At 71.4% G+C, this 24,475-nt stretch carries 23 protein-coding genes; 20 read left to right on the top strand and 3 right to left on the bottom strand.

Going from position 1 to position 24,475, the window contains the following annotated elements:
• Positions 1–38 precede the first annotated feature (38 nt).
• From HP507_RS14850 to HP507_RS14815, 8 genes are all read left to right on the top strand, one after another.
• On the top strand, positions 39–896 hold the full coding sequence (locus HP507_RS14850) for a helix-turn-helix transcriptional regulator (RefSeq protein WP_175352573.1): 858 nt from the start codon (positions 39–41) through the stop codon (positions 894–896).
• Positions 897–962: 66 nt separating this feature from the next.
• Positions 963–2,030: an aldo/keto reductase gene (locus HP507_RS14845; RefSeq protein WP_175352572.1), complete on the top strand. Its 1,068-nt coding sequence runs from the start codon at positions 963–965 to the stop codon at positions 2,028–2,030.
• An 82-nt stretch (positions 2,031–2,112) separates the two neighbouring features.
• A complete protein-coding gene (locus tag HP507_RS14840) occupies positions 2,113–3,291 on the top strand; it encodes an MFS transporter (RefSeq protein ID WP_254701153.1) in 1,179 nt (392 codons plus the stop codon).
• A gap of 119 nt (positions 3,292–3,410) precedes the next feature.
• On the top strand, positions 3,411–4,319 hold the full coding sequence (locus tag HP507_RS14835) for a helix-turn-helix transcriptional regulator (RefSeq protein ID WP_175352570.1): 909 nt from the start codon (positions 3,411–3,413) through the stop codon (positions 4,317–4,319).
• The gene (locus tag HP507_RS14830; RefSeq protein WP_175352569.1) at positions 4,316–4,654 is read left to right on the top strand and encodes a carboxymuconolactone decarboxylase family protein; all 339 of its coding nucleotides are present in this window, start codon (positions 4,316–4,318) and stop codon (positions 4,652–4,654) included. The genes HP507_RS14835 and HP507_RS14830 overlap by 4 nt, the downstream gene beginning before the upstream one ends.
• Complete coding sequence (locus HP507_RS14825; protein ID WP_175352568.1) at positions 4,651–5,049, top strand: DUF2255 family protein; 399 nt, start codon at positions 4,651–4,653, stop codon at positions 5,047–5,049. The genes HP507_RS14830 and HP507_RS14825 overlap by 4 nt, the downstream gene beginning before the upstream one ends.
• A 28-nt stretch (positions 5,050–5,077) precedes the next feature.
• Entirely contained in the window at positions 5,078–5,512 is a 435-nt protein-coding gene (locus HP507_RS14820) for a cupin domain-containing protein (RefSeq protein WP_175352567.1), read from the top strand.
• Positions 5,509–6,366, top strand: a complete 858-nt coding sequence (locus HP507_RS14815) for an aldo/keto reductase (RefSeq protein WP_175352566.1) — start codon at positions 5,509–5,511, stop codon at positions 6,364–6,366. The genes HP507_RS14820 and HP507_RS14815 overlap by 4 nt, the downstream gene beginning before the upstream one ends.
• Before the next feature lie 575 nt (positions 6,367–6,941).
• Here HP507_RS14815 and HP507_RS14810 read toward each other — a convergent pair.
• The gene (locus HP507_RS14810) at positions 6,942–7,691 is read right to left on the bottom strand and encodes a hypothetical protein (RefSeq protein WP_175352565.1); all 750 of its coding nucleotides are present in this window, start codon (positions 7,689–7,691) and stop codon (positions 6,942–6,944) included.
• Positions 7,692–8,751: 1,060 nt separating this feature from the next.
• Between HP507_RS14810 and HP507_RS14805 the strand changes: the two genes are divergently transcribed.
• On the top strand, positions 8,752–10,149 hold the full coding sequence (locus HP507_RS14805; protein ID WP_175352564.1) for an amidohydrolase family protein: 1,398 nt from the start codon (positions 8,752–8,754) through the stop codon (positions 10,147–10,149).
• Between the two features lie 68 nt (positions 10,150–10,217).
• Here HP507_RS14805 and HP507_RS14800 read toward each other — a convergent pair whose 3' ends face one another.
• A complete protein-coding gene (locus HP507_RS14800) occupies positions 10,218–11,174 on the bottom strand; it encodes a PDR/VanB family oxidoreductase (protein WP_175352814.1) in 957 nt (318 codons plus the stop codon).
• 5 nt (positions 11,175–11,179) lie between these two features.
• On the bottom strand, positions 11,180–11,821 hold the full coding sequence (locus tag HP507_RS18460) for a helix-turn-helix domain-containing protein (RefSeq protein WP_175352563.1): 642 nt from the start codon (positions 11,819–11,821) through the stop codon (positions 11,180–11,182).
• Positions 11,822–11,972: 151 nt separating this feature from the next.
• Between HP507_RS18460 and HP507_RS14790 the strand changes: the two genes are divergently transcribed.
• The 11 genes from HP507_RS14790 to HP507_RS14740 all read left to right on the top strand — a co-directional run.
• Positions 11,973–13,292 (top strand): amidohydrolase family protein, encoded by a 1,320-nt coding sequence (locus tag HP507_RS14790; RefSeq protein WP_175352562.1) that lies wholly within the window; start codon positions 11,973–11,975, stop codon positions 13,290–13,292.
• A 2-nt stretch (positions 13,293–13,294) separates the two neighbouring features.
• The gene (locus tag HP507_RS14785; RefSeq protein WP_271207262.1) at positions 13,295–14,062 is read left to right on the top strand and encodes an ABC transporter ATP-binding protein; all 768 of its coding nucleotides are present in this window, start codon (positions 13,295–13,297) and stop codon (positions 14,060–14,062) included.
• The gene (locus HP507_RS14780; RefSeq protein WP_175352561.1) at positions 14,062–14,931 is read left to right on the top strand and encodes an ABC transporter permease; all 870 of its coding nucleotides are present in this window, start codon (positions 14,062–14,064) and stop codon (positions 14,929–14,931) included. The genes HP507_RS14785 and HP507_RS14780 overlap by 1 nt, the downstream gene beginning before the upstream one ends.
• A 109-nt stretch (positions 14,932–15,040) precedes the next feature.
• Positions 15,041–16,231 (top strand): substrate-binding domain-containing protein, encoded by a 1,191-nt coding sequence (locus tag HP507_RS14775; protein ID WP_175352560.1) that lies wholly within the window; start codon positions 15,041–15,043, stop codon positions 16,229–16,231.
• 92 nt (positions 16,232–16,323) lie between these two features.
• On the top strand, positions 16,324–17,700 hold the full coding sequence (locus HP507_RS14770; protein ID WP_175352559.1) for an FAD-binding oxidoreductase: 1,377 nt from the start codon (positions 16,324–16,326) through the stop codon (positions 17,698–17,700).
• Positions 17,697–18,512 (top strand): creatininase family protein, encoded by an 816-nt coding sequence (locus HP507_RS14765; RefSeq protein ID WP_175352558.1) that lies wholly within the window; start codon positions 17,697–17,699, stop codon positions 18,510–18,512. Before HP507_RS14770 ends, HP507_RS14765 begins: the two co-directional genes overlap by 4 nt.
• Complete coding sequence (locus tag HP507_RS14760; protein ID WP_175352557.1) at positions 18,509–19,075, top strand: pyridoxine/pyridoxamine 5'-phosphate oxidase; 567 nt, start codon at positions 18,509–18,511, stop codon at positions 19,073–19,075. The genes HP507_RS14765 and HP507_RS14760 overlap by 4 nt, the downstream gene beginning before the upstream one ends.
• A gap of 109 nt (positions 19,076–19,184) precedes the next feature.
• Positions 19,185–20,588, top strand: coding sequence for an allantoinase AllB (gene allB / locus HP507_RS14755; protein WP_175352556.1), 1,404 nt, complete (start codon positions 19,185–19,187; stop codon positions 20,586–20,588).
• Positions 20,581–21,645 (top strand): acetamidase/formamidase family protein, encoded by a 1,065-nt coding sequence (locus HP507_RS14750; protein ID WP_175352555.1) that lies wholly within the window; start codon positions 20,581–20,583, stop codon positions 21,643–21,645. The genes allB and HP507_RS14750 overlap by 8 nt, the downstream gene beginning before the upstream one ends.
• On the top strand, positions 21,642–23,210 hold the full coding sequence (locus tag HP507_RS14745; protein WP_217508841.1) for an AtzH-like domain-containing protein: 1,569 nt from the start codon (positions 21,642–21,644) through the stop codon (positions 23,208–23,210). Before HP507_RS14750 ends, HP507_RS14745 begins: the two co-directional genes overlap by 4 nt.
• Positions 23,211–23,249: 39 nt before the next feature.
• On the top strand, positions 23,250–24,475 hold a 1,226-nt coding region (locus HP507_RS14740; protein WP_175352554.1), incomplete at its 3' end, for a pyridoxal-phosphate-dependent aminotransferase family protein.

Here is a 24,475-nt window from a genome sequence, read left to right as displayed (position 1 = left end):
ACCTCCCACACCGCGCGAACCGTCCGTAGGGTCGACGCATGAGCAAGAACGAGGTCAAGGAGTTCCTGGTCTCCCGGCGCGCCCGCGTCACCCCTGATCAGGTTGGGCTCCCGGTGTTCACCGACGATCGGCGCGTTCCGGGGCTCCGGCGGCAGGAGGTCGCAACGCTCGCCGGGCTGAGCACGGACTACTACACCCGCCTCGAGCGTGGGGCGATCCAGGGCGCTTCGGAGAGTGTGCTCTCCGCCATCTCCGGTGCGCTCCTGCTCTCGGATGTGGAGCGGGAACACTTGTTCGACCTCGCCCGGCGGGTCCCTGTGGTGCCGAAGCCGTCGGCATCGGCTGCCTCGACGCAGCGCGTACGCCCATCGGTGCAGCGGATGCTCGACAACCTCGCGGTGCCCGGCGTCGTGCAGAACCAGCGGCACGATCTGCTCGCGTCGAACCTGATGGGCCGGGCGTTGTACTCACCGCACTTCGAGATGAACGGGCAACCGAACACGGCGCGGTTCATCTTCCTCGACCCGCGCGCCCGCGACTACTTCGCGGACTGGCCGCTCGCACGCCGCATGACCGCCGCGATGCTGCGCCTGTCCGCCGGCCGGGACCCGCTGGACGAGGACCTGACGGCGCTGATCGGTGAGCTCGCGACGCGGAGTCCGCAGTTCCGGCAGGACTGGGCCGACCACGACGTCCACGAACACACCACCGGTCGGAAGGTGTTCAACCACCCCGTCGTCGGTCCGCTGGAAGTCACCTTCGACGGTTTCGAGATGCCTGGAGAGCCCGGCTTGCTGCTCGTGACGTACACGGTCGACGAGGGCACGGCATCGGCGGAGCGGCTCGCAGTGCTGTCGAGTTGGGCTGCGACGCAGGAGTTCAGCACGACGCGGTGACCCGTCCGGCTGGGGGGTTCTGGTTCGTCCTCCCAACCACGTCGGCTGCTTCGTAGCGTGGGCGGCATGGAATACCGACAGCTAGGAAACAGCGGCCTCCGCGTCTCGACCATCACCCTCGGCACGATGGGCTTCGGCGGCACCGGCTTCGCCGAGAACGTCGGCAAGATCGACGTCGACGGCGCCCGCCGTGAGATCGACATCGCCCGCGACGCCGGCGTGAACCTCTTCGACACCGCCGACGTGTACTCCACCGGCATGTCCGAGGAGATCCTCGGCAAGGCACTCGGACCGAACCGTGACGACGTCCTCGTCGCCTCGAAGGTGCGCCTGCCCATGGGCGACGGCCCCAACGACGCCGGCCTGTCCCGACACCACATCCTCCGAAGCGTCGACGCCACGCTCACCCGTCTCGGCACGGACCACCTCGATCTGTACCAGCTGCACGAGTGGGACGGACAGACCCCGCTCGAGGAGACCCTTTCCGCGCTCGACGACCTCGTCCATTGGGGCAAGGTCCGCTACATCGGTGTCTCGAACTTCGCGGCTTGGCACATGATGAAGGCGCTGTGGACCGCAGATCGGAAGGGGCTCACCCCGTTCGTGTCGACGCAGGTGCACTACTCGCTGCAGACTCGCGACATCGAGCACGAGATCGTCCCCGTCGCGGTCGACCAGGGCATCGGTATCCTCGTCTGGAGCCCGCTCGCGGGCGGTCTGCTCTCAGGCAAGTACCGCCGCGACGTCGACGCGCCGGCCGGCAGCCGCCACGTCGAAGGCTGGAACGAGCCCCCGGTGTACGACACCGAGCAGCTGTACGACATCGTCGAGGACCTCGTCGCGATTGCTGACGCCCACGACGCCACCCCGGCGCAGGTCTCGCTCGCGTGGCTTCTCGCCAAGCCGGGCGTCACGTCCCTCGTCGTCGGTGCCCGCAATGAGGACCAGCTGCGCGGCAACCTTGCAGCTGCCGACCTGCAGCTCACCGCCGAGGAGCTCGGGAAGCTCGACGCGATCAGCGCCCAGCAGCTGCCGTACCCGTTCTGGCACCACCTGAACGCCGCGGACCGGCTCAGCAAGGCCGACCTGACGCTCCTCGCCGGGCCCATCGCCGCGCGTCGGGCTCGAAAGTAGGACAGCGCTCCCCATGAGTGAACGCACTCCTGAGACTCCGCCCGCTCCCACCAGCGCTTCGTCATCCCCATCGAGCGGGAGATTGCCGGCAGCCATCTGGGTGCTCACTGCGGGGACGTTCCTCATGGGGACCAGCGAGTTCGTGGTCGCCGGCATCCTCCCCGAGGTCGCCAGCGACCTCGACGTCTCTGTCGCGCACGCCGGACTGGCGATCACGGTGTTCGCCGTCGGGATGATCATCGGCGCACCGACGATGGCGCTGCTGACGCTGCGGCTGCCACGGAAGACGACGATGATGCTCGCTCTTGCCGTGTTCACCCTCGGCCACGTCGGCGCGGCACTCACCGACAGTTTCGCGCTGCTCCTGGTCAGCCGGTTCGTCAGCGCCCTCGCGACCGGCGCGTTCTGGGCCGTCGCGGCCGTCGTGGCATCCCACGTCGTCTCGGTCGACATCCGTTCTCGCGCGCTCGGGATCGTTCTCGGCGGCGGCATGCTCGCCAACGTCGTCGGTGTTCCGCTCGGCGCGTTCGGCGGCCAGGTGATCGGGTGGCGCGGACCGTTCTGGGGTCTCGCCGTCCTCGCCGCGTCGGCGGTCGTCGCCGTCGCCGCGGCGATCCCCGCGGAGCGCACCGACCGAGCGCAACCGTCCGCGAGACGGGAGCTGGCATCGCTCAGGTCCGGGAGGCTGTGGCTCACATTGGCGGCGTGCGCGGGAGTCAACGCCGGGGTGCTCTCCGTGTACAGCTACATCTCGCCGCTGCTGACCGACAGGACCGGCATCAGCAGCGCCCTCGTCCCGGTCGCGCTGCTGCTCTTCGGCGCCGGCGCGCTCATCGGCTCCGTCCTCGGTGGACGTGCCGGCGACCGCCGCCCGTTCGGCACAGCGCTCGTCACCACCGGTGGGTCGCTTGTGGTCGCAGCGGGTCTCACCGTCTTCGCCGACCACGTGGTCCCGACGTTCGTCCTCGTGGCGGTCCTCGGTCTCGTCGGGCTGTCCGCGAACCCGGTCCTGGTCTCGCTCGCGGTCGGTCATGGCGGTGTCGCGCCCACGCTCCCGAGTGCGATGGCTACCTCGATGTTCAATGCAGGCACCGCCATCGGCACGGCGATCACTGCCTGCTTGATCGGGACGGACCTCGGCCCGACCGCGGCGCCGATCACCGGGATCGTCTTCGCCGCCGTGACCTTCATCCCGCTCGTGACGCTGCGGGCGCTGGAGCGAAAGCACGACCGAGCGCGCCGCCCGCCGTCCGCGCCGTGAGCGGGACGGCTGTCGTCCGGACGCACGCAGACCCGACGCGAGGTGACCGAGGGGGCCGTGCTGGAAGGTGTACTGGGAGAGCACCCCGCCGGGAACGGGCGCCGGTTAGCGTGGCCGGCATGACCACTCGAGACGACGTGCGGGAGTTCCTCACGACCCGCCGAGCGCATGTGCAGCCGGAGCAGGTGTCGCTTCCGGGAGGGAGCAACCGGCGCGTTCCGGGGCTGCGGCGAAACGAGGTCGCGATGCTCGCCGGCGTCAGTGTGGAGTACTACGCCAAGCTCGAGCGCGGTCACGTGGTCGGAGCATCGGACGCCGTCCTCACCGCGATCGCGGACGCTCTGCTGCTCGACGACGCCGAACGTGCGCACCTGTTCGATCTCGCCCGCACGGCGAACGCCTCCCCGATGCGGAAGCGTCGCACCGCGCCCAAGCCGCTGCGCGAAACGGTGCAGTGGATGGTCGACGGCTACACCGCCGGCCCCGCGTTCGCGCGCAACGGTCGGCTGGACGTCCTGGCGGAGAACGCCCTGTTCCGCGGCCTCTACTGGGACCTGTACCAGTCGACCGAGCGGCCGGTGAACCTGGCGCGCTTCACGTTCCTGCAACCTGACCTCGCCGCCGAGTTCTACCCATCGTGGGAACGCTCTGCCGACATCAACGTCGCCATCCTCCGTACCGAGGTCGGTCGGGACCCCGGCGACAGAGCACTGCAGGACCTCGTCGGGGAACTGAGCACCCTGAGCGACGAGTTCCGGATCAGGTGGGGTGCGCACAACGTGCGGCACCACGCCAACGGCGTCAAGGAGTTCCACCACCCGGTCGTCGGTGACCTCGACATGCGGTACGAGGCGATGGAGCCGATGGGGGAGCCGGGACTGAACGTGCTCATGTACACCGCGGTACCGGGCTCCGTCACCGAGGAGCGCCTGAAGCTCCTCGCCACCTGGGTCGCGACGAACGAGCAGGCCGGGGACGGACCGCGTATCGAGACCGGCGACGCAAGACGACGGAAGGACGCACGATGACAGCGAACGACGAACACACCGGCTGGACAGGCGGGCAGGACGCCTTCGGGGACTTCGCCCCGGGGATGGCGCACTACACGGACAAGGTCCTCTTCGACGAGGTTTGGGAGCGCCCCGACCTGTCCAAGCGAGACCGCAGCCTCGTGACGATCGCAGCACTGACCGCGCTCGGCAAGACCGACCAGCTGCAGTTCCACCTCGCCTACGCCCGCCAGAACGGCCTCACCGACGACGAGCTCAAGGAAGCCCTGCTGCACCTGGCGTTCTACGCCGGCTGGCCCAACGGCATGGGAGCGACCGCGGTGCTCAAGAACATCGTCGAGAACGACCAGTGAGCGCGACGAGCTGGCCCGCCACGACGGCGCAGCAGATCGCGGACACCGACGACTTCCACATCGCCCCGTACCGACCTGATGGCGTGACCACCGGAACGTTGACGTGGATCTGGTCCGTCGTCGTCGACGGCCGCGTGTTCGTGCGCGCCTGGAACGGCACCCGCGGCAAGTGGTACCAGGCCGCTGTGGCACAGCGCGCCGGAAAGATCACCGCTGCCGGCGCCGAACACGACGTCGCCTTCGCCCCCGTCGACGATGCAGACCTGGGCAACCGGATCGACGCCGCGTTCGAGGCGAAGTACGCCGGCAGCCCCTACCTCCCACCGATGACCGCACCCGACCCGAGAGCCGCGACCATCGAGGTCGCGCCACGCGACCGCGCCGACGGCAACTGACCACGACCCCACAGAGACGGAGCACCCCATGGCTCAGACCGACTTCCAGCAACCCTTCCCGACCGGCGCGACGAACGACGCGTTCGCGCAGTACTTCACCGGGCAGAGCTACAACGCACCCGTCGTCGACGGCGGCGTCCCCGTGAACAACATCACCTTCGAGCCGGCATGCCGGAACAACTGGCACATCCACCACGGTGAGAACGGCGGCGGCGACCAGGTCCTGATCTGCACGGCCGGGTCTGGGTGGTACCAGGCCGAGGGCGAAGAACCGATCAGCATGACGCCCGGCGCCGCGATCCGGGTCCCGGCCGGCACCAAGCACTGGCACGGTGCGAAGGCCGATTCGTGGTTCTCGCACCTGGCGTTCATCACGCCCGGCGAGAACGTCCGCAACGAATGGCTCGAGCCCGTCACGGACGAGGTGTACAGCGCCCTGCCGAAGAACGGAGAAGCAGCATGAGCACCCTCACCGAGACCTACACCCTCTCCAACGGGGTCGAGCTCCCGAAGATCGGCCTCGGCACCTGGCTGATGGACGACGCGGAAGCCGAGCAGGCCGTTCGGGACGCCATCGGCGTCGGCTACCGCAACATCGACACCGCGCAGGCGTACGGCAACGAGCACGGCGTCGGCAAGGGCGTCCGCGCCTCCGGCGTGCCCCGCGAGGACCTGTTCGTGTCCTCCAAGCTCGCCGCAGAGATCAAGGACTACGACACTGCGGTCTCCGCGATCGACGAGTCCCTCGCGAAGCTCGACATCGGCTACGTCGACCTGATGCTCATCCACGCGCCCCAACCCTGGGACGACTTCCGAGGCGGCGACTACGCCGAGGGCAACCTCGCCGCATGGCGCGCCCTCGAGGAAGCGCTGCAGGCAGGGAAGGTTCGCGCGATCGGTGTGTCGAACTTCCTCGAGCAGGACCTGCAGAACATCCTCGACGGCGGCACCGTCGTCCCGCACGTGAACCAGTTGCTCGTGCACGCCGGGAACACCCCCACGGACCTGCTCGCCTTCTGCGCAGACAAGGGCATCCAGGTGGAGGCGTACTCGCCGATCGCGCACGGCGAGGTCCTCGACAACGCCGACCTCAAGACGATGGCCGAGAAGTACGACGTGTCCGTCGCGCAGCTCTGCATCCGCTACACCGTGCAGCTCGGCACTGCCTCGCTGCCGAAGACCGCGAAGCCCGCGCACATGGCTTCCAACGCGCAGGTCGACTTCATCATCTCCGACGACGACATGACCACGCTGCACAACCTGCACGAGCGCGACTACGGCGACTCGAGCGCATTCCCCGTGTACAGCGGGAAGTAACTACACGCTCAAGAAGTGACCCGCCCAACCCTCGCAGTAGCCGATCGACTATTGAGACGACCGGTCAGTCTCACTTCTCCGGTCCTCGTCCAACGGGCTGAGGGTCCGGAATCGGTGCCAGCAAACGAAGGTGCCTCCGAATAGCAGGACCGCGACGAGTACGAGGAAGCCGAACAGCGAGCCGCCGTTTGCGGCGCCACTCGAGGCTCGCGCGGCTCCGATGACGATGAGTGCGATGCCCACCACAGGGCAGAGGACAACGCCCATTGCTGCCTGAAGTCGGAGGACCTGCCTGGTCGCTCTCTCGCCACGTCCCACAGGTACGGACTGTAGCCCTGGACTCGACGGGGTTGACCCGTCTCCTGAGATGGCCACCGCCTGGCAGAGCGCTTCGACATCAACGGGCTCCACGATCGACCTGTCCAACGAGCGATCGGCTGTCGAGACGCGCAGGACGGCTGATCTGGAGACTCCGATCGGCGGAAGGCGGAAGTGCGCGTCCGGTCCGTGGAGGGCGTCGCCGATCCGCAAAGCACGGAGAACAGCGCTGAGAGCCTGCTCGCGACGAAGGCCAGCTAAATCCGGTCCAGACCTGTCACAGCGACGACTTTTGGCCACTCCTCACCGTCGAACTGCACGTACCGCAGCCCCGACGGCAGGGCTTGCCCGTCATCGGACGCTACGACGACGCCCTGCAGCCCGATGAGGTACCCGGAACCGCGGCTGTAGTGCACGTCGTCGCCGACAACGGGCATGATGATGGTGTCTGCCGCCTGCTCCTCTGAGGGAAGTTCGACGACCGTGGGCCCGGACATCGTGAGCACCGCGGCGGCCTGCCCCTTGGACCCGCCGCGCTCTTCGAGCTCGGTGTCGCGGACGTCAGGATTCGCCAGCCTCAGGGCCGTCAGGAAGTGCGGGCCGATCGTGCGCGCGACTTCGCAGCCGATCACGACACCGCAGCCGGCAAGGGACAGCCCCGTGCTCGCCATCCCAACCTTGAACAGGGCTGGCTCAGCGCCGGCTTGCCCGGGTCCGCCGTTCGCTATCGAGCCGCCAGCGATGTGCGCGCGCGTGGCACTCGTCTTCGCCGCGCCGTTGAGCTGTGCGATCGGGCTGCCGGTGCCGGCCCGTCCCCGGCTCGCTTCCGCCCACTTCGCTTCTGGCGCACCGAGGTAAGCACCGGCGGGAGTGTCGAGGTTGGGGCTGAACTCGGACAGCGGCGCGCCATGAGCCGGGCTTGTCGGCACGGGCTCGTCGCTGAGTTGATCGCGGAGATGCTTTTTGAACGCGGGGGCGCGAAGCCGTCGCCTGTCGTACTTGTCCATCGGGTCGCCTTCGGGTCAAGTTCTCGCAGCCTCAGGTCAGGCTGTTCCCGGACGGTACTGCCGCTCAGGTGGCAGCCGCGACAACTCCTCAACGACTTTGCGGTAACCAGCAATGCCGACTCGTACTTCGCGCCGACCAGAGCCGACGTTCGCTGCGACGACAGCCCGAGCCGAATGAACGTGAGTCCGGTCTACGCGATCCTCGGGAACGAGTCCGTTGGACGATCCTCTACGAGGCGGTGCTCTGAGCGATCGCGGGCCATGCCGCCCTGCCGAGTGCATGGTCTGCTTCTTCGGACCCGCCGGGACTGTTCGGTGTCCCGCATCCTTTCTCGTGATGATGGTTGTCGTACGGCCAGCGTGGAGGCGACGGAGCTCGATGCGGTGCGCGCTGTCGAGGTCCAGTGGGAGCGTGCGATCCCTGCCTCGTCGTTCCGCGGCCACACCACGTCGGTAGGAGCGAATGCGATCACCCCAGCCACGGACGTGGTGGTGCGCGCCGCTCAATAACGCAGCCTCGGCACCGAACGAGGTACCCACCACCCCACACCCGATCGCTCACCGACTGCAGAGCAGTGACCCGATCGAAGAAGCACTCCACCGGGATCTCCCACGGCACCCGGCGTGCTGCCCGGAGCCCCCGAACCAGCGGATGGATTCCGCGACGAACCCGTGTTTCGCGAACACACGTGCCCGGTCGGAGTCGACTCTCCCGCTGGGACCTGCGATCACCAGCGCAGCGTCGCCCGACGGATCATTCGGGTGCCGGAGTTCACCGCGCAGATCGAGCCGGACCAAGCTCACGGGTGCAGAGCCTGGCTCCCCCGGCGCGTCGGAGATCACTCGACCATCGAACTCGTCTCACTGCTCGACTTCGGCGCGCGACGTTCTACCGACCAGCGCGATCAGGAGCGCCCCCCCCCCGGCCACCGATGCACGAGCACCGACGAACGCCCGACGGCAGCTCCAGCGCATGGGCCGCGTTCCCACAGCCCGGGCGTGGCGCTCCGGGAAACCCGACGGTAACACCCACGGAACACGCGCCCCCTAGGTTCGCCCCATGTCACAGACGCTGATCCGCGCCGGCTGGGTCCTCACCGCCGCGCCCGACGACTCCGCCACCCCCGCTGCCATCCGGGACGGCGCCGTCCTGCTGGACGGCGACCGCATCGCCGCCGTCGGCACGTTCGCCGACCTCGCCGCGGCACATCCCGCGGCCACGGTCCGGGGCGGCGCGAACGACATCGTGACGCCCGGCTTCGTGAACACGCACGGGCACTTCAGCGAGGGGCTCATCACGGGGATCGGCTCGCAGTACACGCTCTGGGAGTGGCTGCAGGAGCTCATCTCGCGGGTGAACCCGGTGATGACCCGCGACAAGGCGTACGCGGGGACGATGCTGCAAGGCATCCAGATGCTCCGGAGTGGTGTGACCACGGCGAACGACATGTTCTGCTCGGACCCGATCCCGGGTGAACCCGCGACCCCCGGTGTGGTGCAGGCGCTCGAGGAGCTCGGGCTGCGCGGCGTGGTGTCGTTCGGGTCGGGCGACGTCGACCGCGGGTTCGGGCCGGCGCCGATCCTCGAGGAGTTCGACGCCCTCCGCGAAACGGCCGACGCCAGCCGGTACAGCACGTTCCGCGTCGGCATGTCCTCGATCGGCCGGTACACCGACGCCGCGTGGGACGAGCACATCGGGTACGCGGTCGACGGCGGGCACGGCATCCACGTGCACGTGCACGAGGTCCGTGAGGAGGTCACCGCGGCACGGCAGCGGACGGGCAGGACCGTCGTCGGCCACGCCGAGGCGACGGGCATGTTCCGGGTGCCGGTGATCGCCGCGCACAGCGTGTGGGTGGACCGGGATGACCGGGAGCGCTACGCGGCGAACGGCGTCGGGGTGGCGCACAACCCGGTCGCGAACGGGATCCTGGCGAGCGGCATCGCTCCGGTGGCGGAACTGCGGGCGCTCGGCATCCCGGTCGGGATCGGCGTCGACGGCCCGGCGTCGAACGACTCGCAGGACTTCCTGCAGGCGATGAAGTCCGCAGCGCTCCTCGCCCGCATCCGCGATCTGCAGGCCACGGCGATGAGCGCGCGCGAGGCGTTCGAGATGGGCACGATCGGCGGCGCGCAGGCGCTGCGGATGGAGCATGAGATCGGGTCGTTGGAGCCCGGCAAGCGGGCGGACCTCGTGGTCTTCGACGGCGAGAGCCCGACCCTCGCGAACGTGCACGACCCGTACCAGGCCGTCGTCTTCGTCGCCGGCAGCCACGAGGTGAAGGACGTCTGGGTGGACGGCGAGCTGAGCCTGGCCGACGGCGAGGTCACGCGAGTGGACGTGCGGGAGGCCGTGGCCAGGGCCCGACCGCTCGCACGGCAGCTCGTCGCCGAGGCCGGACTGGAGCGCCTCTCGGCGCTCACCGGCGCCCCGCTCGACGACACCGAGCGTCCGTAGACGGGGCCGGCCCCGGGTCGGACGGGAGGCGCTGGTCGCGTCCGCACCAGCGCCTCCCGTCCGACGCGTCACAGCTCCAGGACGATCCGGGGACAGTCGCCGCGTGCCCGGGAGACGCAGATCATCATGGTGCGGTCGTCGGCCTGTTCGGCGGGACTGAGCACGGTGTCGCGGTGGTCGATCCGCCCCTCGAGCACCGGTGTCTCGCACGTGCCGCACGTCCCCTCGCGGCAGGAGGACAGCACGAACACGCCGGCGTCCTCGACCACCTCGAGGAGCGTCCGGTCGGCCGGGACGGTCACGGTCGTGCCGGACAGGGCGAGCTCCACCTCGAACGCTTCCCCGGGCGCGTCGACGCCCTCGGCCGCCTCGAACCGCTCGACCCGCACGCTGCCGGCCGGCCAGTGCGCCGCCGCCTGCTCGACCGCGTCCATCAGGCGCCGCGGACCGCAGCAGTAGGTGACCGCGTCGCGCGGTTCGGCCAGGAGTGCCGCGACGTCGAGGCGCCCGCCCTCGTCCGCGACGGCGAGTCGGACGCGGTCCCCGTACGCGGCGACCAGTTCGGCGGCGAACGCCATCCGGTCCCGGCTGCGTCCGGCGTAGTGGAGCTCCCACGGGGTACCGGCCGCTTCCGCCGCATCGATCATCGCGGCGATCGGGGTGATGCCGATCCCGCCGGCGACGAACACCGCGGGCCGGCCCGGGTCGAACCCGAAGTGGTTCCGAGGCCCGCCGACGACGACCTCGTGGCCGATGCGGAGCGTGTCGTGCACGGCGGTCGAACCACCACGCCCCTCGGACTCGCGGAGGACGGCGACCCGCCAGTGCCCGTCGGCGGTGGTGGTCACGAGCGAGTACTGCCGTTCGAGACCCGGCGCGATCTCGAGGTCGAGGTGCGCGCCGGGCTCCCAGTCCGGCAGCGCGGTGCCGTCGACGGGAGCGAGGTCGAGCACGACGACGTCCTCGGCCACCCGCTGCCGGTCGGCGATGCGCATCGGTCGCCGCGCCCCGGGGTCGGACACCATCCCGGTCACGACGTCGCTCCGGTCCGCGGGGTCTCCTTGACGACGACCAGGTGGAACCGGCTGCCGTCGGGACTGCACCACCGGTGCGGCGTGCCACCGCGGTAGTACGCCGAGTCGCCGGGGCCGAGGCGCAGCACCCCGGCCTCGGCCTCGTCGCCGCCGAGGTCGAGCAGCACGGCACCGCCGAGCACGTAGAGGAACTCGTCCTCGTGGTGCTCGAAGTACGGGCCGAGGTCGGTGTTCTCGCCCACCCACTCCAGCGGCTCGAAGGCGTGCGCGCCGCCGTGCACGAGCAGGCGCGCCTCGCCGCTGGAGAACGGCCCGCGGGCGCCTTCCCCGGCACGGAGGACCTCGGGGCGGCGGTCGTCGGGTTCCCGGGTCTGTGCAGCACCGGCGGCCAGGAGTTCCACCTGGCTGGTGGACAGCGCGCCGGCGATCTTCTCGAGCGAGACCATGCTCGCGCGGGAGTGGCCCCGCTCGACCTGGCTGAGGAACGGGTGCGAGAGGCCGGTCAGCTCGGCGAGCTGCACGAGCGTGAGGGAACGGGCCCGGCGGAGGGCCCGGATGTGCTCGCCGATGCGTCGCGACTGCCCGTCGACGATGCGATCGGACGCGCTGCTGTCGGACTCGATGAGGTCGCTGGTCACTGCGCTCCTGTCGTTGCAGACGCGGTGGTCTGTTCCGGTCGGGGGTCGGTGTCACACATGGCAATCAGGCCGAAACGGCCGGGAAACACGGCCGCCCTAGCATCGGCAATGTTGATGCGATCAACATTCTCACACACGATCGGAGGCCACCATGCTCGGCACACTGCCCCGGTCCCTCGACCTGCTCCGGGCTGCGCTGCTGCCCGACGGCCGCCTCGTCGACGTCGCGATCGCCGACGGCACGGTCACCCGGGTCGCCGCCGTCGGCACGCTCCACGCCTCCCCCGAGCGGACCCTCGACCTCGACGGCCGCCTGCTCCTCACGGCGCCGGCCGAACCGCACGCGCACCTCGACAAGGCCCTCAGCGCCGACGTCATCCGACCGCCGCTCGGCGACCTCGGCTCCGCGATCGCGGCCTGGGCCGAGCACGCCGCGACGATGACCGTCGAGGACATCGCCGACCGCGCTCGGGCGCAGGCGCTCGCCATGCTCGCCGCCGGGACGACCGCGGTGCGGACCCACGTCGACGTCCTGAGCGGTCACGGTGACGCCACGGTGGACGAGGCCACCCGCGGCGCCCGCGCCCTCGTGCAGGTCCGGGCCGAACTCGCCGGGCTGATGGACCTCGAACTCGTCGCCCTCGCCGGACCGCACGCGCCGGACGAGCACGTCGAGGCGGTCCTCGACCTCGGCGTCGACCTCGTCGGCGGCGCACCGCACCTCGCCGACGACCCGAACGCGGACGTCGACCGCCTGCTCGCGATCGCCCGTCGCCGCGGGCTCGGCGTCGACCTGCACGCCGACGAGAGCCTCGACGGTCCGGTCACCCTCGACCACTACGCCCGGTCGGTCCGGGACTGGCCCCGCGACCGGCAGTACTCCGCCGGGCACTGCGTCCGCCTCGGCACGTTGCAGCCCGGGCGCCTCGCCGAGGTCGTCGCGGACGTGCTCGCCGCGGACGTCGGCGTCATCACGCTGCCGATCACGAACCTGTACCTGCAGGGCTGGCAGCACCCGGTCGCGACCCCGCGCGGGCTCACCACCCTCCGGGCACTCCTGGACGCCGGTGTCCGGGTGGCGGCCGGCGCGGACAACGTCCGCGACCCGTTCAACCCGGTCGGGCGGTCCGACGCCTTCGAGACCGCGTCCCTCCTCGTCACCGCCGGCCACCTGACGCCCGACGAAGCGTACGGCCTGGTGAGCGACGGCGCGCGGAGCGTGATGGGCCTGCCCGCCGCCGGTGCGGTACCGGGTGCGCGAGCCGACTTCGTGGCGGTGGACGCGACCGGGGTCACCGACGCGATCGCCAACGCCCCGGCCGGGCGACTCGTCGTCGCCGCGGGCCGGCTCGTCGCCGCCACCGAGGTCCAGCGCACCGTGGCCGCCCCGAACCCCGTCCCGTCCCGAGGAACCGCCCCAGCATCCGAGAACACCCCCCGCTCCGCCCCCGCGCACGAGAACACGAGGTAGCCGTGACCACCACAGCACCAGCCCCCGTCACCGCGACGGACACGCTGCTCGACTTCCGGAACGTCGAGATGACCTTCCCGAACGGCACGATCGCCCTGCAGGGCGTCGACCTGACCGTGGACCGCGGACAGTTCGTCTCGGTCGTCGGCCCCTCCGGCTGCGGCAAGTCGACGCTGCTCCGGATCGCCTCCGGCCTCGAGACGGCGTCCGACGGTTCCGCCGGCGTCGCCGCCGACCGGATCGGCTACGTCTTCCAGGACGCCACCCTCCTGCCGTGGCGCTCCGTGCAGGGCAACGTCGAGCTCCTCGCGGAGCTCGGGCACATGCCGAAGGCCGAGCGCGCGGCGAAGGCAGCGCACGCGATCGACCTCGTCGGGCTCGGCGGGTTCGAGTCGAACCTGCCGAAGCAGCTCTCCGGCGGCATGCGCATGCGCGTCTCGCTCGCCCGGTCGCTGACCCTCGACCCCGAGCTGTTCCTGTTCGACGAGCCGTTCGGCGCCCTCGACGAGATCACCCGGGAACGCCTCAACGACGAACTCCTCCGGCTCTTCGTGGAGCAGCAGTTCGCCGGGCTCTTCATCACGCACTCGGTGTCCGAGGCCGTCTACCTGTCCACCGAGGTCATCGTGATGTCCGGCCGACCGGGCAGCATCGTCGGCCGGTTCGACGTGCCGTTCCCGATGCCGCGGGACCCCGACATCCGCTTCACCCCCGAGTTCGCCGAGCTCGTCGGCGAGGTCTCCCACGCACTCCGGGAAGGACACCGCTGATGGCCACGTTGCAGGAGGTCGCCGAGACCCGGGCGGCCCGCGCCGCCGCCCGCCGCGCCACGCCCCGCACCCGACGGTCGGTCACCTGGTGGCAGCCCGTCGTGGTCTTCGCGCTGCTCGTCGGCGTCTGGTACGCCGCCGCCGCCTACTACGACCACGTCCGGAGCCTCGCCTTCCTCGTGCCGTACCCGCACCTCGTCCTCAAGGCGATCGTGTGGGACACCGGGATGGACGGAACACCGACGACGTTCGACAGCGACCTGTGGACGGCGCTCGGCCGGACCACCCTCGTGTCCCTGACCGGGCTCGCCATCGCGATCGTCATCGGCGTCCTCTGGGCGATGCTCATGACCCAGGCGAAGTGGCTGGAGAACTCGCTGTACCCCTACGCCGTGGTGCTGCAGTGCGTCCCGATCCTGGCGCTCGTCCCGCTCATCGGCGCCCTGTTCGGCTACGAGTTCGTCAGCCGGGTCATCGTCACCGTGATGATCGCCCTGTTCCCGATGGTGTCGAACACCCTGTTCGGCCTGCAGTCCGCCGACCGTGCGCAGCGCGAGCTCTTCCAGCTGCAACGGGCCGGACGCGGCGCCCAGCTCCTCAAGCTCCAGATCCCCGCGGCGCTGCCGTCGATCTTCGTCGGGCTCCGCACCTCGGCGGGGCTGTCGGTGATCGGCGCGATCGTCGGCGACCAGTTCTTCCAGCGTGGCAACCCCGGGCTCGGCGTCCTGATCCAGGTCACCGCCTCGCGGCTGATGGGGCCCGAGCTCTACGCGACCATCATCATCGCCTCGCTCTACGGCGTCGCCGTGTTCCTCGTCTTCGGCCTGATCGGTCGCCTCGCCGTCGGCCGCTGGCACGACTTCGGCTGACCCGCGCCGACCGGTGCGCCCACGAGCGCGCCGTCACCCCTGACCCGCACGACCTCCCGCCCCTCCCACACCCCTGCACCACGCGACCAGCACCACGAACGGAGCATCCATGCGCACCACGACCCGACTGGGCATCGCCACCGCAGCGCTCGGCGTCACCGCGCTCGCCCTCACCGGCTGCGCGAGCGGCACCTCCAGCAGCACGACCACGACCGCCGCGGCGAGCAGCGCCTCCGGGCCGGCCGTCGACCTCTCCGACGTCTGTCCGTCGACCGTCGTGGTCCAGACCGACTGGAACCCCGAGGGCGACCACGGCCACCTGTACCAGATGCTCGGCCCGAACCCGAAGATCGACGCCTCGGGGAAGACGGTGAGCGGCGATCTGTACGCCAACGGCAAGTCCACCGGCGTCAAGCTCGAGATCCGCGCCGGCGGCCCCGCGATCGGGTACTCGACGGTCAGCTCGCAGATGTACCAGGACAAGTCGATCACCCTCGGCTACGTCTCCACCGACGAGGCGGTCGAGTTCTCCGGCAACCTGCCCACCACGGCCGTCTTCGCCGAGAACGACCAGTCACCGATGGTCATCATGTACGACCCGTCGAAGTACAAGGACGTCAGCAGCATCAAGGAGCTCGGCAAGGACCTCGAGAAGAAGAAGGGCGTCGTCCGCTACTTCAACGGTGCCGCATACATGACGTACCTGCAGGAGTCGGGCACCCTGCCGAAGAGCGTCCTCGACGGCAGCTACGACGGCACGCCGTCGAAGTTCGTCTCCGCCGGCGGCACCGACGCCCAGCAGGGCTTCGCCACCGCCGAGCCGTACATCTACGAGAACCAGGTCGCGGCCTGGGGCAAGAAGGTCGACTACAAGCTCATCTCGAGCACCGGCTGGAACCCGTACCCCGAGACCATGTCGGTGCGCACGGGCGACCTGCAGAAGCTCTCGCCGTGCCTGAAGAAGCTCGTCCCCGTGATGCAGCAGGCGGACGTGGACTACCTGGCGTCCCCGTCGGCGACGAACGACCTCATCACGCAGCTCGTGAAGCAGTACAACAACGGCTGGGCGTACGACTCCAAGGTCGGCGCGTTCGCGGCGAAGCAGATGAAGGACCTCGGCATCGCGACCGACGGGGAGAACGGGTACGTCGGCGACCTCGACGAGCAGCGGGTGACGGACTTCATCGAGAAGGCGAAGCCGATCTTCGACGGGTCCGGCGGACACGTGAAGTCCGGGCTCGAGGCCGGGGACCTCTACACGAACGAGTTCCTCGACAAGAGCATCTCGCTCGGCTACTAGCCGCTCCCACCCACCGGACGGGAGGCGCTGGCCGACGCCGCCCCGCGCCTCCCGTCCGTCGTCTCCGCACCACCCACCCCACTGGAGCCAGCATGACCACCACCGCCCCCACGGCCACCACGGAGGCGCTCGCCGCGCTCCGCGCCGAGCTCCTCGCCCTGCTCGGCGAGCGCGGCGTCAGCGACGACCGGCGCACCCGCGAGCGCGCCTCCGTCGACGAGGCGACCATGAGCCCGATCCTCTCCGAGCAGCTGCCACTCGGACTCGCGGACCTCGTCGCGTCACCGGCGAGCGCCGACGAGATCGCCGACACCCTCGCCGCCGCCGTCCGCCACGGCGTGCCCGTCACCACCCGCGGCAAGGGCACCGGCAACTACGGACAGGGCATCCCCCTGCACGGCGGCCTCGTGCTCGACACCTCGCGGGCGCGCGCCGTCGTCGAGGTCGGGGACGGCTGGATCACCGCCGAGGCGGGTGCGACGATGGTCGCGCTCGAGCAGGCCGCGGCGGGCGCGGGGCAGCAACTCTGGATGTACCCGTCGACGGCGCAGTCCACGATCGGCGGGTTCCTGTCGGGCGGGTCCGGCGGCACGGGGTCGATCTCGCACGGGTCGAACTGGCAGGGCTTCGTCACCGCGCTCGACATCGCGCTGCCCGGCGAGGACGGGCTCCGGCACGTCGAGGGGGACGAGGCCCAGCCGTTCGTGCACACCTACGGCACGGCCGGTGTCATCGCCCGCGCAACGGTCCGGCTGGAGCCGCTGCAGGACTGGCGTGCGCTGTACGCGAGCTTCCCGACCTTCGAGGAAGCGCTCACGGCGGTCCGGACCCTCCGCGGGCTGACCCCGGCACCGCGCCTGGTGAGTGCCGACCGCGCCGAGGTCGCCGCGACGTTGCCGAAGGACGCGGCGATCGTCGCGGGCCGGGCGAGTCTCCGCGGCATCGTCGACGCGGTCACGCTCGACGAGGCGCAGGCGCTCGTCGCCGAGGCCGGCGGCACCGTCGAGGACGTCCGCGAGGGCCTGCAGCAGACCACGAAGGTCTCGATGCTGTCCTACAACCACCCGATCTGGTGGCTCAAGCGGAACACCGCGGACACGGAGTACTTCCACGTCGAGGTCGGCGGTGAAGCGCTCATCGACCGGATCGCCGAGGTCGAGGCCGTGTACCCGGGCGGGATGCTGCACATCGAGGCCGCGCACGTCGGCCCGATCGGCATGCTCACCGCCCCGTACACCGGTGCCGAGGACGTCTACGCCGGTTACCCCGTGCTGGACGACCTCGGCGTGCGGGTGCACAGCCCGCACCAGTACTACGTCGACCACGGCGTCGAGGAGCTGCTCGCGCTGAAGCGGCGCACCGACCCGGTCGGGCTCCTCAACCCGGGGCACGTCATCGACCCGTCGCTCGTGCTCTCCGGCGGGTCCACCGCGTCGGCACAGCCGAGCGTCCCGGGGTTCGGCAAGTGAGCGTCACCGACGACACCGCGCGCACGCCGGGGACCCGGAAGCTCGCCGAGCTGTCCGGACCGGACGTCGCCGCGCGGTTCACCGCCGACACCATCGTCGTGCAGCCCACCGGTGCCGTCGAGCACCACGGGCCGCACCTGCCGCTCCTGACCGACTTCCTGCTCGCCGACCACATCGGGGGTGCCGCGGTGGACCGGGCGGCCGCGGAGGGGCTCGACGTGTGGCAGCTGCCGACGCTGGCGTTCACGAAGTCGGACGAGCACAGCTGGGCCCCGGGCACGGTGTGGCTGGACGCGGCGACGATGTTCGACACCGTGGTGCAGGTCGGTCGGGCTGTCGCGCTCACCGGTGCCGGCACACTCGTGTTCGCGAACGGGCACGGTGGCAACGTCGCCCTGCTGCAGGTCGCGCTCCGGGAGATCCGGAAGCGGTACGAGCTGAAGACGTTCCTCATGCCGACACTCGCCCGGCTGCCCGGTCCGGACGGCGAGGACGCCGACGAGCTCGGCCTCGGCATCCACGGCGGCGCGGCGGAGACGTCGATGATCCTGCACCTCCGCCCCGACCTGGTCGACATGTCGCGCGCCGAGCGATGGGTGCCCGAGCACGTGGCCGGCTTCGAGAAGATCGCGTTCAACGGCGGCCCGGTGTCCTTCGGCTGGTTGTCGGACGACTTCGGGACACCGGGGGTCGTCGGCGACGCGAGCCGGGCGAGCGCGTCGTACGGCGCCGCGCTGTGGGAGCACTCCCTCGCCGAGGCGGTGGCGTCACTGCACGAGATCGCCCGCTTCGACCCGCGGCCGCCGGCGTGACCGACCCGTTCGCGCTGGCGGCGGACTGGCTGCCCACCCCGGAGTCCGGACTGACCCCGACCGTCACGCTGTCGACCGTCGGACTCGACGGCTACCCGTCGGCCCGGACCGTCCTGCTCTCCCGCTTCGACGGCGAGCGGCTGCACTTCCACACCGACACCAGGAGCCGGAAGGCGGCGGAACTGGCGGCCGACCCCCGCGCCACCGTCACCGTCCTGCAGCCCGAGGTCGCCCGGCAGCTCGTCGTCACGGGTGACGTCCGGCGGGTGACGGACGAGGAGGCACGGGTCGCGTTCGCCGCGCGCACCCGGTACCTGCAGGTGCTCGCCTGGCTCAACGACCACGAGCTCGCCGCCGAGCCCACCACGCGCCGCCGGGAACGGTGGGCGGCGTTCGTGCAGGAACGCGACGACGCCCTCGAACCGCCGGACACCTGGGTCGGCTACGCGATCACGCCGGTCCGGATGCTGTTCTGGCAGGGCGACGTGGACGGACCGAGCAACCGCCTGGCCTACGAGCGGACGGCCGACGGCGGGTGGGCGCTCGAGCACTGGCCGGGATGAACGCGCGAGCGGGACGACGCTCCGGAACGAGCGTTTCACCGGCCGCGGGCGTCACACGACCGTTACACGGGCGAAACGGCCGGACCGACCGCGTTCCCTAGCGTCGCAGATGAGCCCGGAACACCCCGCTCACCCGCCCGACCCGGAGGTCTCCCCGTTGGCACCATCGACCGCGATCGCCACCCCGGCGGACGTCGTGTTCCGAGCGCGGCGAGCCTGGATCGACGGCGGCTTCCGGCCCGCGGCCGTCGTCGTCCGCGACGGCCGCATCGCGGACCTGCTGCCGGTCGACGCCGCGGTGGAGGCCCTCCAGGAGCACGCCGTCCCGGACGGCCACGTGCTGCTCCCCGGCCTCGTCGACACGCACGTGCACGTGAACGAGCCGGGTCGGACGCAGTGGGAGGGCTTCGCCTCGGCCACCCGCGCGGCGGCCCTGGGCGGCGTCACCACCATCGTCGACATGCCGCTCAACTCGATCCCGGCGACGACGACGGTCGACGCGCTCGCGACGAAGCGTGCGAGCGCCGAGGGCCGCGTCGCGGTCGACGTCGGCTTCTGGGGCGGCGCCGTCCCGGACAGCCTCGGGTCCCTCGACGCGTTGCACGACGTCGGGGTGTTCGGCTTCAAGTGCTTCACGGCTCCGTCGGGCGTCGACGAGTTCCCGCACCTCGGCGCGGAGCAGCTCCGGAGCGCGATCGCCGAGGTCGCGAGGATCGGCGCGCTGCTCATCGTGCACGCCGAGGACCCGGACCACCTGCTCCCCCACGATGCGCTCGGGTCCCGCTACGAGGACTTCCTCGAGACCCGCCCCGCAACCGCGGAACGGTCCGCGATCGCCCGGGTCATCGACGGCGCCCGTGCGACCGGTGCCCGGGTGCACGTGCTGCACCTGTCGGACGCCGGCGCCCTGCCGATGATCCGCGCCGCGAAGGACGACGGCGTCGCGATCACGGTCGAGACCTGCCCGCACTACCTGACGTTCGAGGCCGCCGCCATCCCGGATGGTGCGACCCGGTTCAAGTGCTGCCCGCCGATCCGCGACGACGCGAACCGGAACGCCCTCTGGGAGGGTCTCCTCGACGGCACCATCGACATGGTCGTGTCCGATCACTCGCCCTCGACCGCCGACCTCAAGGTCGACGACTGGGGACTCGCGTGGGGCGGCATCGCCGGGCTGCAGGTCGGCTTCCGTGCCCTGTGGACCGAGGCGCACCGCCGCGGACTCCCCCTCGACCGGGTCCTGCCCGCCGTGACGACCGCGCCCGCGGCGCTCATCGGCAGCAGCGACCGCGGACGGATCGCGCCGGGCGCGCTCGCCCACCTGGCCGTGTTCGACCCGGACGCGATCGAGACGATCGACGTGGCCGCGCTCGCCCACCGCAACCCCGTCTCCGCGTACGCCGGCCTGGAGGCACGTGGCCGCGTCACCGACACCTTCCTCCGTGGCCGCCGCATCGCCTCCGCCACCGCGGGCGTCACCGCCGTCGAGGGGAAGCTGATCGCCCGTGCCTGAGCTCCTGCGGCAGACCGACGCGCACCTCGGGTCGACGCCGTCCGACGTCCTCTGGGGCCGCCTGCCCTCGCGCCGTGACGATCCCGCGCTGACGGTGCCGTCGGGGACGGTCCTCTCGGTCGACACGGTCAGCCACGAGGGCATCCTCGACGACCAGGGCGGCGACCCGGTGGCGTTCTTCGGCCGGCACGGTGTCCCTCGCGACGGCGTGCTCGTCGACGCCGTGGACATCGCCCGGTCGCTCCGTCGTGGCCCCGAGGACGGTCCGCACGTGGTCTCGCGTCCGATCGCCGTCGACGGGGCCGAACCCGGTGACGTCGTGTCCGTGACGGTCCTCGCAGCGGATCCGCGGGTGCCGTACGGCGTCATCTCGAACCGGCACGGACGCGGAGCCCTGCCCGGCGAGCTCCCCAGGGCCGAGACGAGCGTGTCGGTGTTCGCCGACGTCGTCAGTCGGGACGGGGTGGCGCACGGACGGCTCCCCGCGGTCGAGGGCGGCCCCCGCGTCATCACGTTCCCGCTCCGGCCGTTCCCCGGCATCGTCGGGGTCACGCCCGACTCCGACGACCGCGCGCACTCGGTGCCTCCGGGAACGTACGGCGGCAACGTCGACATCGCCCTGCTGACGGCCGGGGCGACGCTGCACCTGCCCGTGTTCGTGCCGGGAGCGGGCGTGTACGTCGGCGACCCGCACTTCGCGCAGGGCGACGGCGAGGTGGCACTCACCGCGATGGAGGCCTCGCTCCGTCTGACCCTCCGTCTCGACCTGGTCCCGCGGACGGCGGCCCTCCGCCGGTTCGGGGAGCTCGTCGGTCCGCTCGCCGAGACGGCCGAGTACCTCGTGCCCACCGGACTCGACCAGGACCTCGACGAGGCCGTCCGGCGGTGCGTCCGGGCCGCCATCGCCCTGCTCCGGGCGCGGTGGGGCGTCGACGAGCACATCGCGTACGCGTACCTCAGTGCCGCCACGGACTTCCGCATCTCCCAGGTGGTCGACCTGGTGTGCGGGTCGCACGCCATGGTGCGGAAGGCCGACTTCGCCGAGGTCGGACCGTGACCGGCGGCGGCGGGGACCGCTGGCCCGCCGGACTCGAGGCGGCGTTCACGGCCTACGAGGAGGCGCTGATGCGGGACGACACCGACCTGCTCGACGCCCTGTTCGAACCGGGGTCGGAGACCCTCCGCGGCGACGACGCCGGGCTCCTCCGCGGCCACGACGCGATCAGCGCCTTCCGCACCCGTCGTGGCGGGGTCGCGCCGCGAACCATCGCGTCGGTGGAGGTCCGGCCGGTCGGTGGCGACACGGTGCTCGTCGTCGGCGAGTCGGCGTTCGCGGGCGGTGGGCGCGGACTCCAGACCCAGCTCTGGCGCCGGACCGACGGCGTCTGGCGGATCGCGGTCGCGCACGTCACCGGTCGGCCGCGGGCGTTCGACCGGTCGATCTGGCGGGTCCTCGGCGACCCGCTCGTCCACGGCACCGGTGCCGGACCGCTCGCGGGCGTCCGGGTGGCGGTCAAGGACCTGTTCGACATCGCCGGCCAGGTCGTCGGCGCCGGGAACCCCGAACACGAGCGCTCGGCACCGACCGCCACCGAGACGGCCGCCGCGCTCCGGGCCCTGCTCGACTCCGGCGCCGACGTCGCCGGGATCGCCGGCACCGACGAGTTCGCGTACGCGCTCGCGGGCCGGAACGCCCACTTCGGCGCACCCCCGAACGGTGCGGACGGCACCCGGATCGGCGGCGGCTCGACCTCCGGTCCGGCGTCGGCGGTCGCCCTCGGGCAGGCCGACCTCGGACTCGGGACGGACACCGCGGGCAGCCTGCGGGTCCCCGCCTCGTACCAGGGCCTCTGGGGGCTCCGCACCACGCACGACGCGGTGTCCCGGCACGGCGTGCTCCCCCTGGCGCAGTCGTTCGACACCGTCGGGTGGCTGGCGAGGAGCCCGGACGTGCTCACCGCGGCCGCCACGGTCTCGCTGTCCGAGACGGCGACGGACGTCGACGACGGCACGCTCCTGGTCGCGGAGGCCCTGCTCGACGCCGCCGAACCGGACACCGCGCGGGCCTTCGCCGCCTGGGTCGCGGACACGGGCCGGCCGGTGCGGCGGATTGTCCTGCCGGACCTCGACGACCTCGCCGAGACGCTGCGGGTCGTCCAGGCCGCCGAAGCCTGGCGGAACCACGGACGCTGGATCGGCGAGCACCCCGGTTCGCTCGGCGAGGACGTCGCCGCCCGGTTCACGGCCGCCGCCGCCGTCACCGCGGAGGACGAGGACACCGCCCGCGCCCGGTTGCCGGAACTGCGCGCCAGGATCCGGGACGCGGTCGGCGGAGGCGTGTTGTGCCTCCCGACCGTCCCCGGGCCCGCCCCGCTGCGGACCGCTACCGGACCCGACGTCCTCGCCACCCGGCGGGCGACCCTCCGGATGACCGCCGTCGCCGGTGTCGGCGGCCTGCCGGCGCTGAGCGCGCCGCTGCTGCAGGTCGGCGGCGCCCCGGTCGGGGTCTGCCTGGTCGGCGGCCCCGACACCGACCGGGACCTCGTCGCCGCGGCGGCCACGTTCCCGACCCACCTGTCCAACCCCTCCCACCCGTTGCGCCCGTCCCACCCGTCGCGCTGAACACCACCCGTCGCGCTGAGCACCAACCGGAAGGCCCCGATGTCCCACCCCGTCAACCCGCCGGCCCGCCTCCTCATGGGGCCGGGCCCGATCACCGCCGACCCGCGCGTGCTCCGTGCCCTGTCGACCCCGCTCGTCGGGCAGTACGACCCGTGGATGACCGCCACCATGAACCAGACGCAGGAGCTCTACCGACAGGTGTTCGGCACCCGGAACGACGCCACCGTGCTCGTCGACGGGACCTCGCGAGCCGGCATCGAGGCGGTGCTCGTCTCCCTGCTCGCACCCGGTGACCGGGTGCTCGTCCCGGTGTTCGGACGGTTCGGGCACCTGCTCGAGGAGATCGCCCGGCGGGCCGGTGCCGAGGTGCACACGATCGAGACGACGTGGGGCCAGGTGTTCACCCCGTCCGCCATCGAAGCCGCCGTCGCCGCGACGAAGCCGAAGGTCCTGGCGATCGTGCAGGGCGACACCTCCACCACCATGAACCAGCCGCTCGACGAACTCGGCGCGATCTGCGACCGGCACGGCGTGCTGCTCTACACGGATGCGACGGCGACCATCGGCGGCAACCCGCTCGAGCTCGATGCCTGGCGCATCGACGCCGTGAGCGCGGGTCTGCAGAAGTGCCTCGGCGGGCCGTCCGGCAGCGCCCCGGTGTCGCTGTCGGCCCGGGCAGTCGACGTGCTCGGCGGCCGCCGGAGCGTCGAGGCCGGCATCCGGGAACCCGGCGACGAGGTGGCCGACGAGCCCATCCGGTCGAACTACCTCGACCTCGCGATGATCCTCGACTACTGGGGCCCGCGCCGGCTGAACCACCACACCGAGGCCGCCTCGATGCTCTACGCCGCGAACGAGTGCGCGCGCATCCTGCTCGACGAGGGGGTCGACGAGGCCATCGCCCGCCACGAACTCGCCGGCCGCGCGATGCTCACCGGAGTCGAAGCGCTCGGGCTCCGGGTCTTCGGCGACCTCGCGCACCGGATGCACAACGTCCTCGCGGTCGAGATCCCGTCGGACGTGCACGGCGACGACGTCCGCTCCGCGATGCTGCACGACCACGGGATCGAGATCGGCACGTCGTTCGGGCCCCTGCACGGCAGGGTGTGGCGGATCGGCACCATGGGCTACAACGCCCGGAAGGACACCGTCGTGACGACGCTCGCCGCGCTCGAGAACGCGCTGCGGCGGGCCGGGCACCCGGTCCCGCAGGGCGGCGGCGTCGACGCGGCGCTCGACGTGTACGCGGGCGCGGGCGTCGGTGC

The organism is Curtobacterium pusillum (assembly GCF_013359865.1).
Classification (GTDB): domain Bacteria; phylum Actinomycetota; class Actinomycetes; order Actinomycetales; family Microbacteriaceae; genus Curtobacterium; species Curtobacterium pusillum.
The sequence above is the reverse complement of the archived record's forward strand: the minus strand, read 5'-3'. Positions and strand labels throughout refer to the sequence as shown.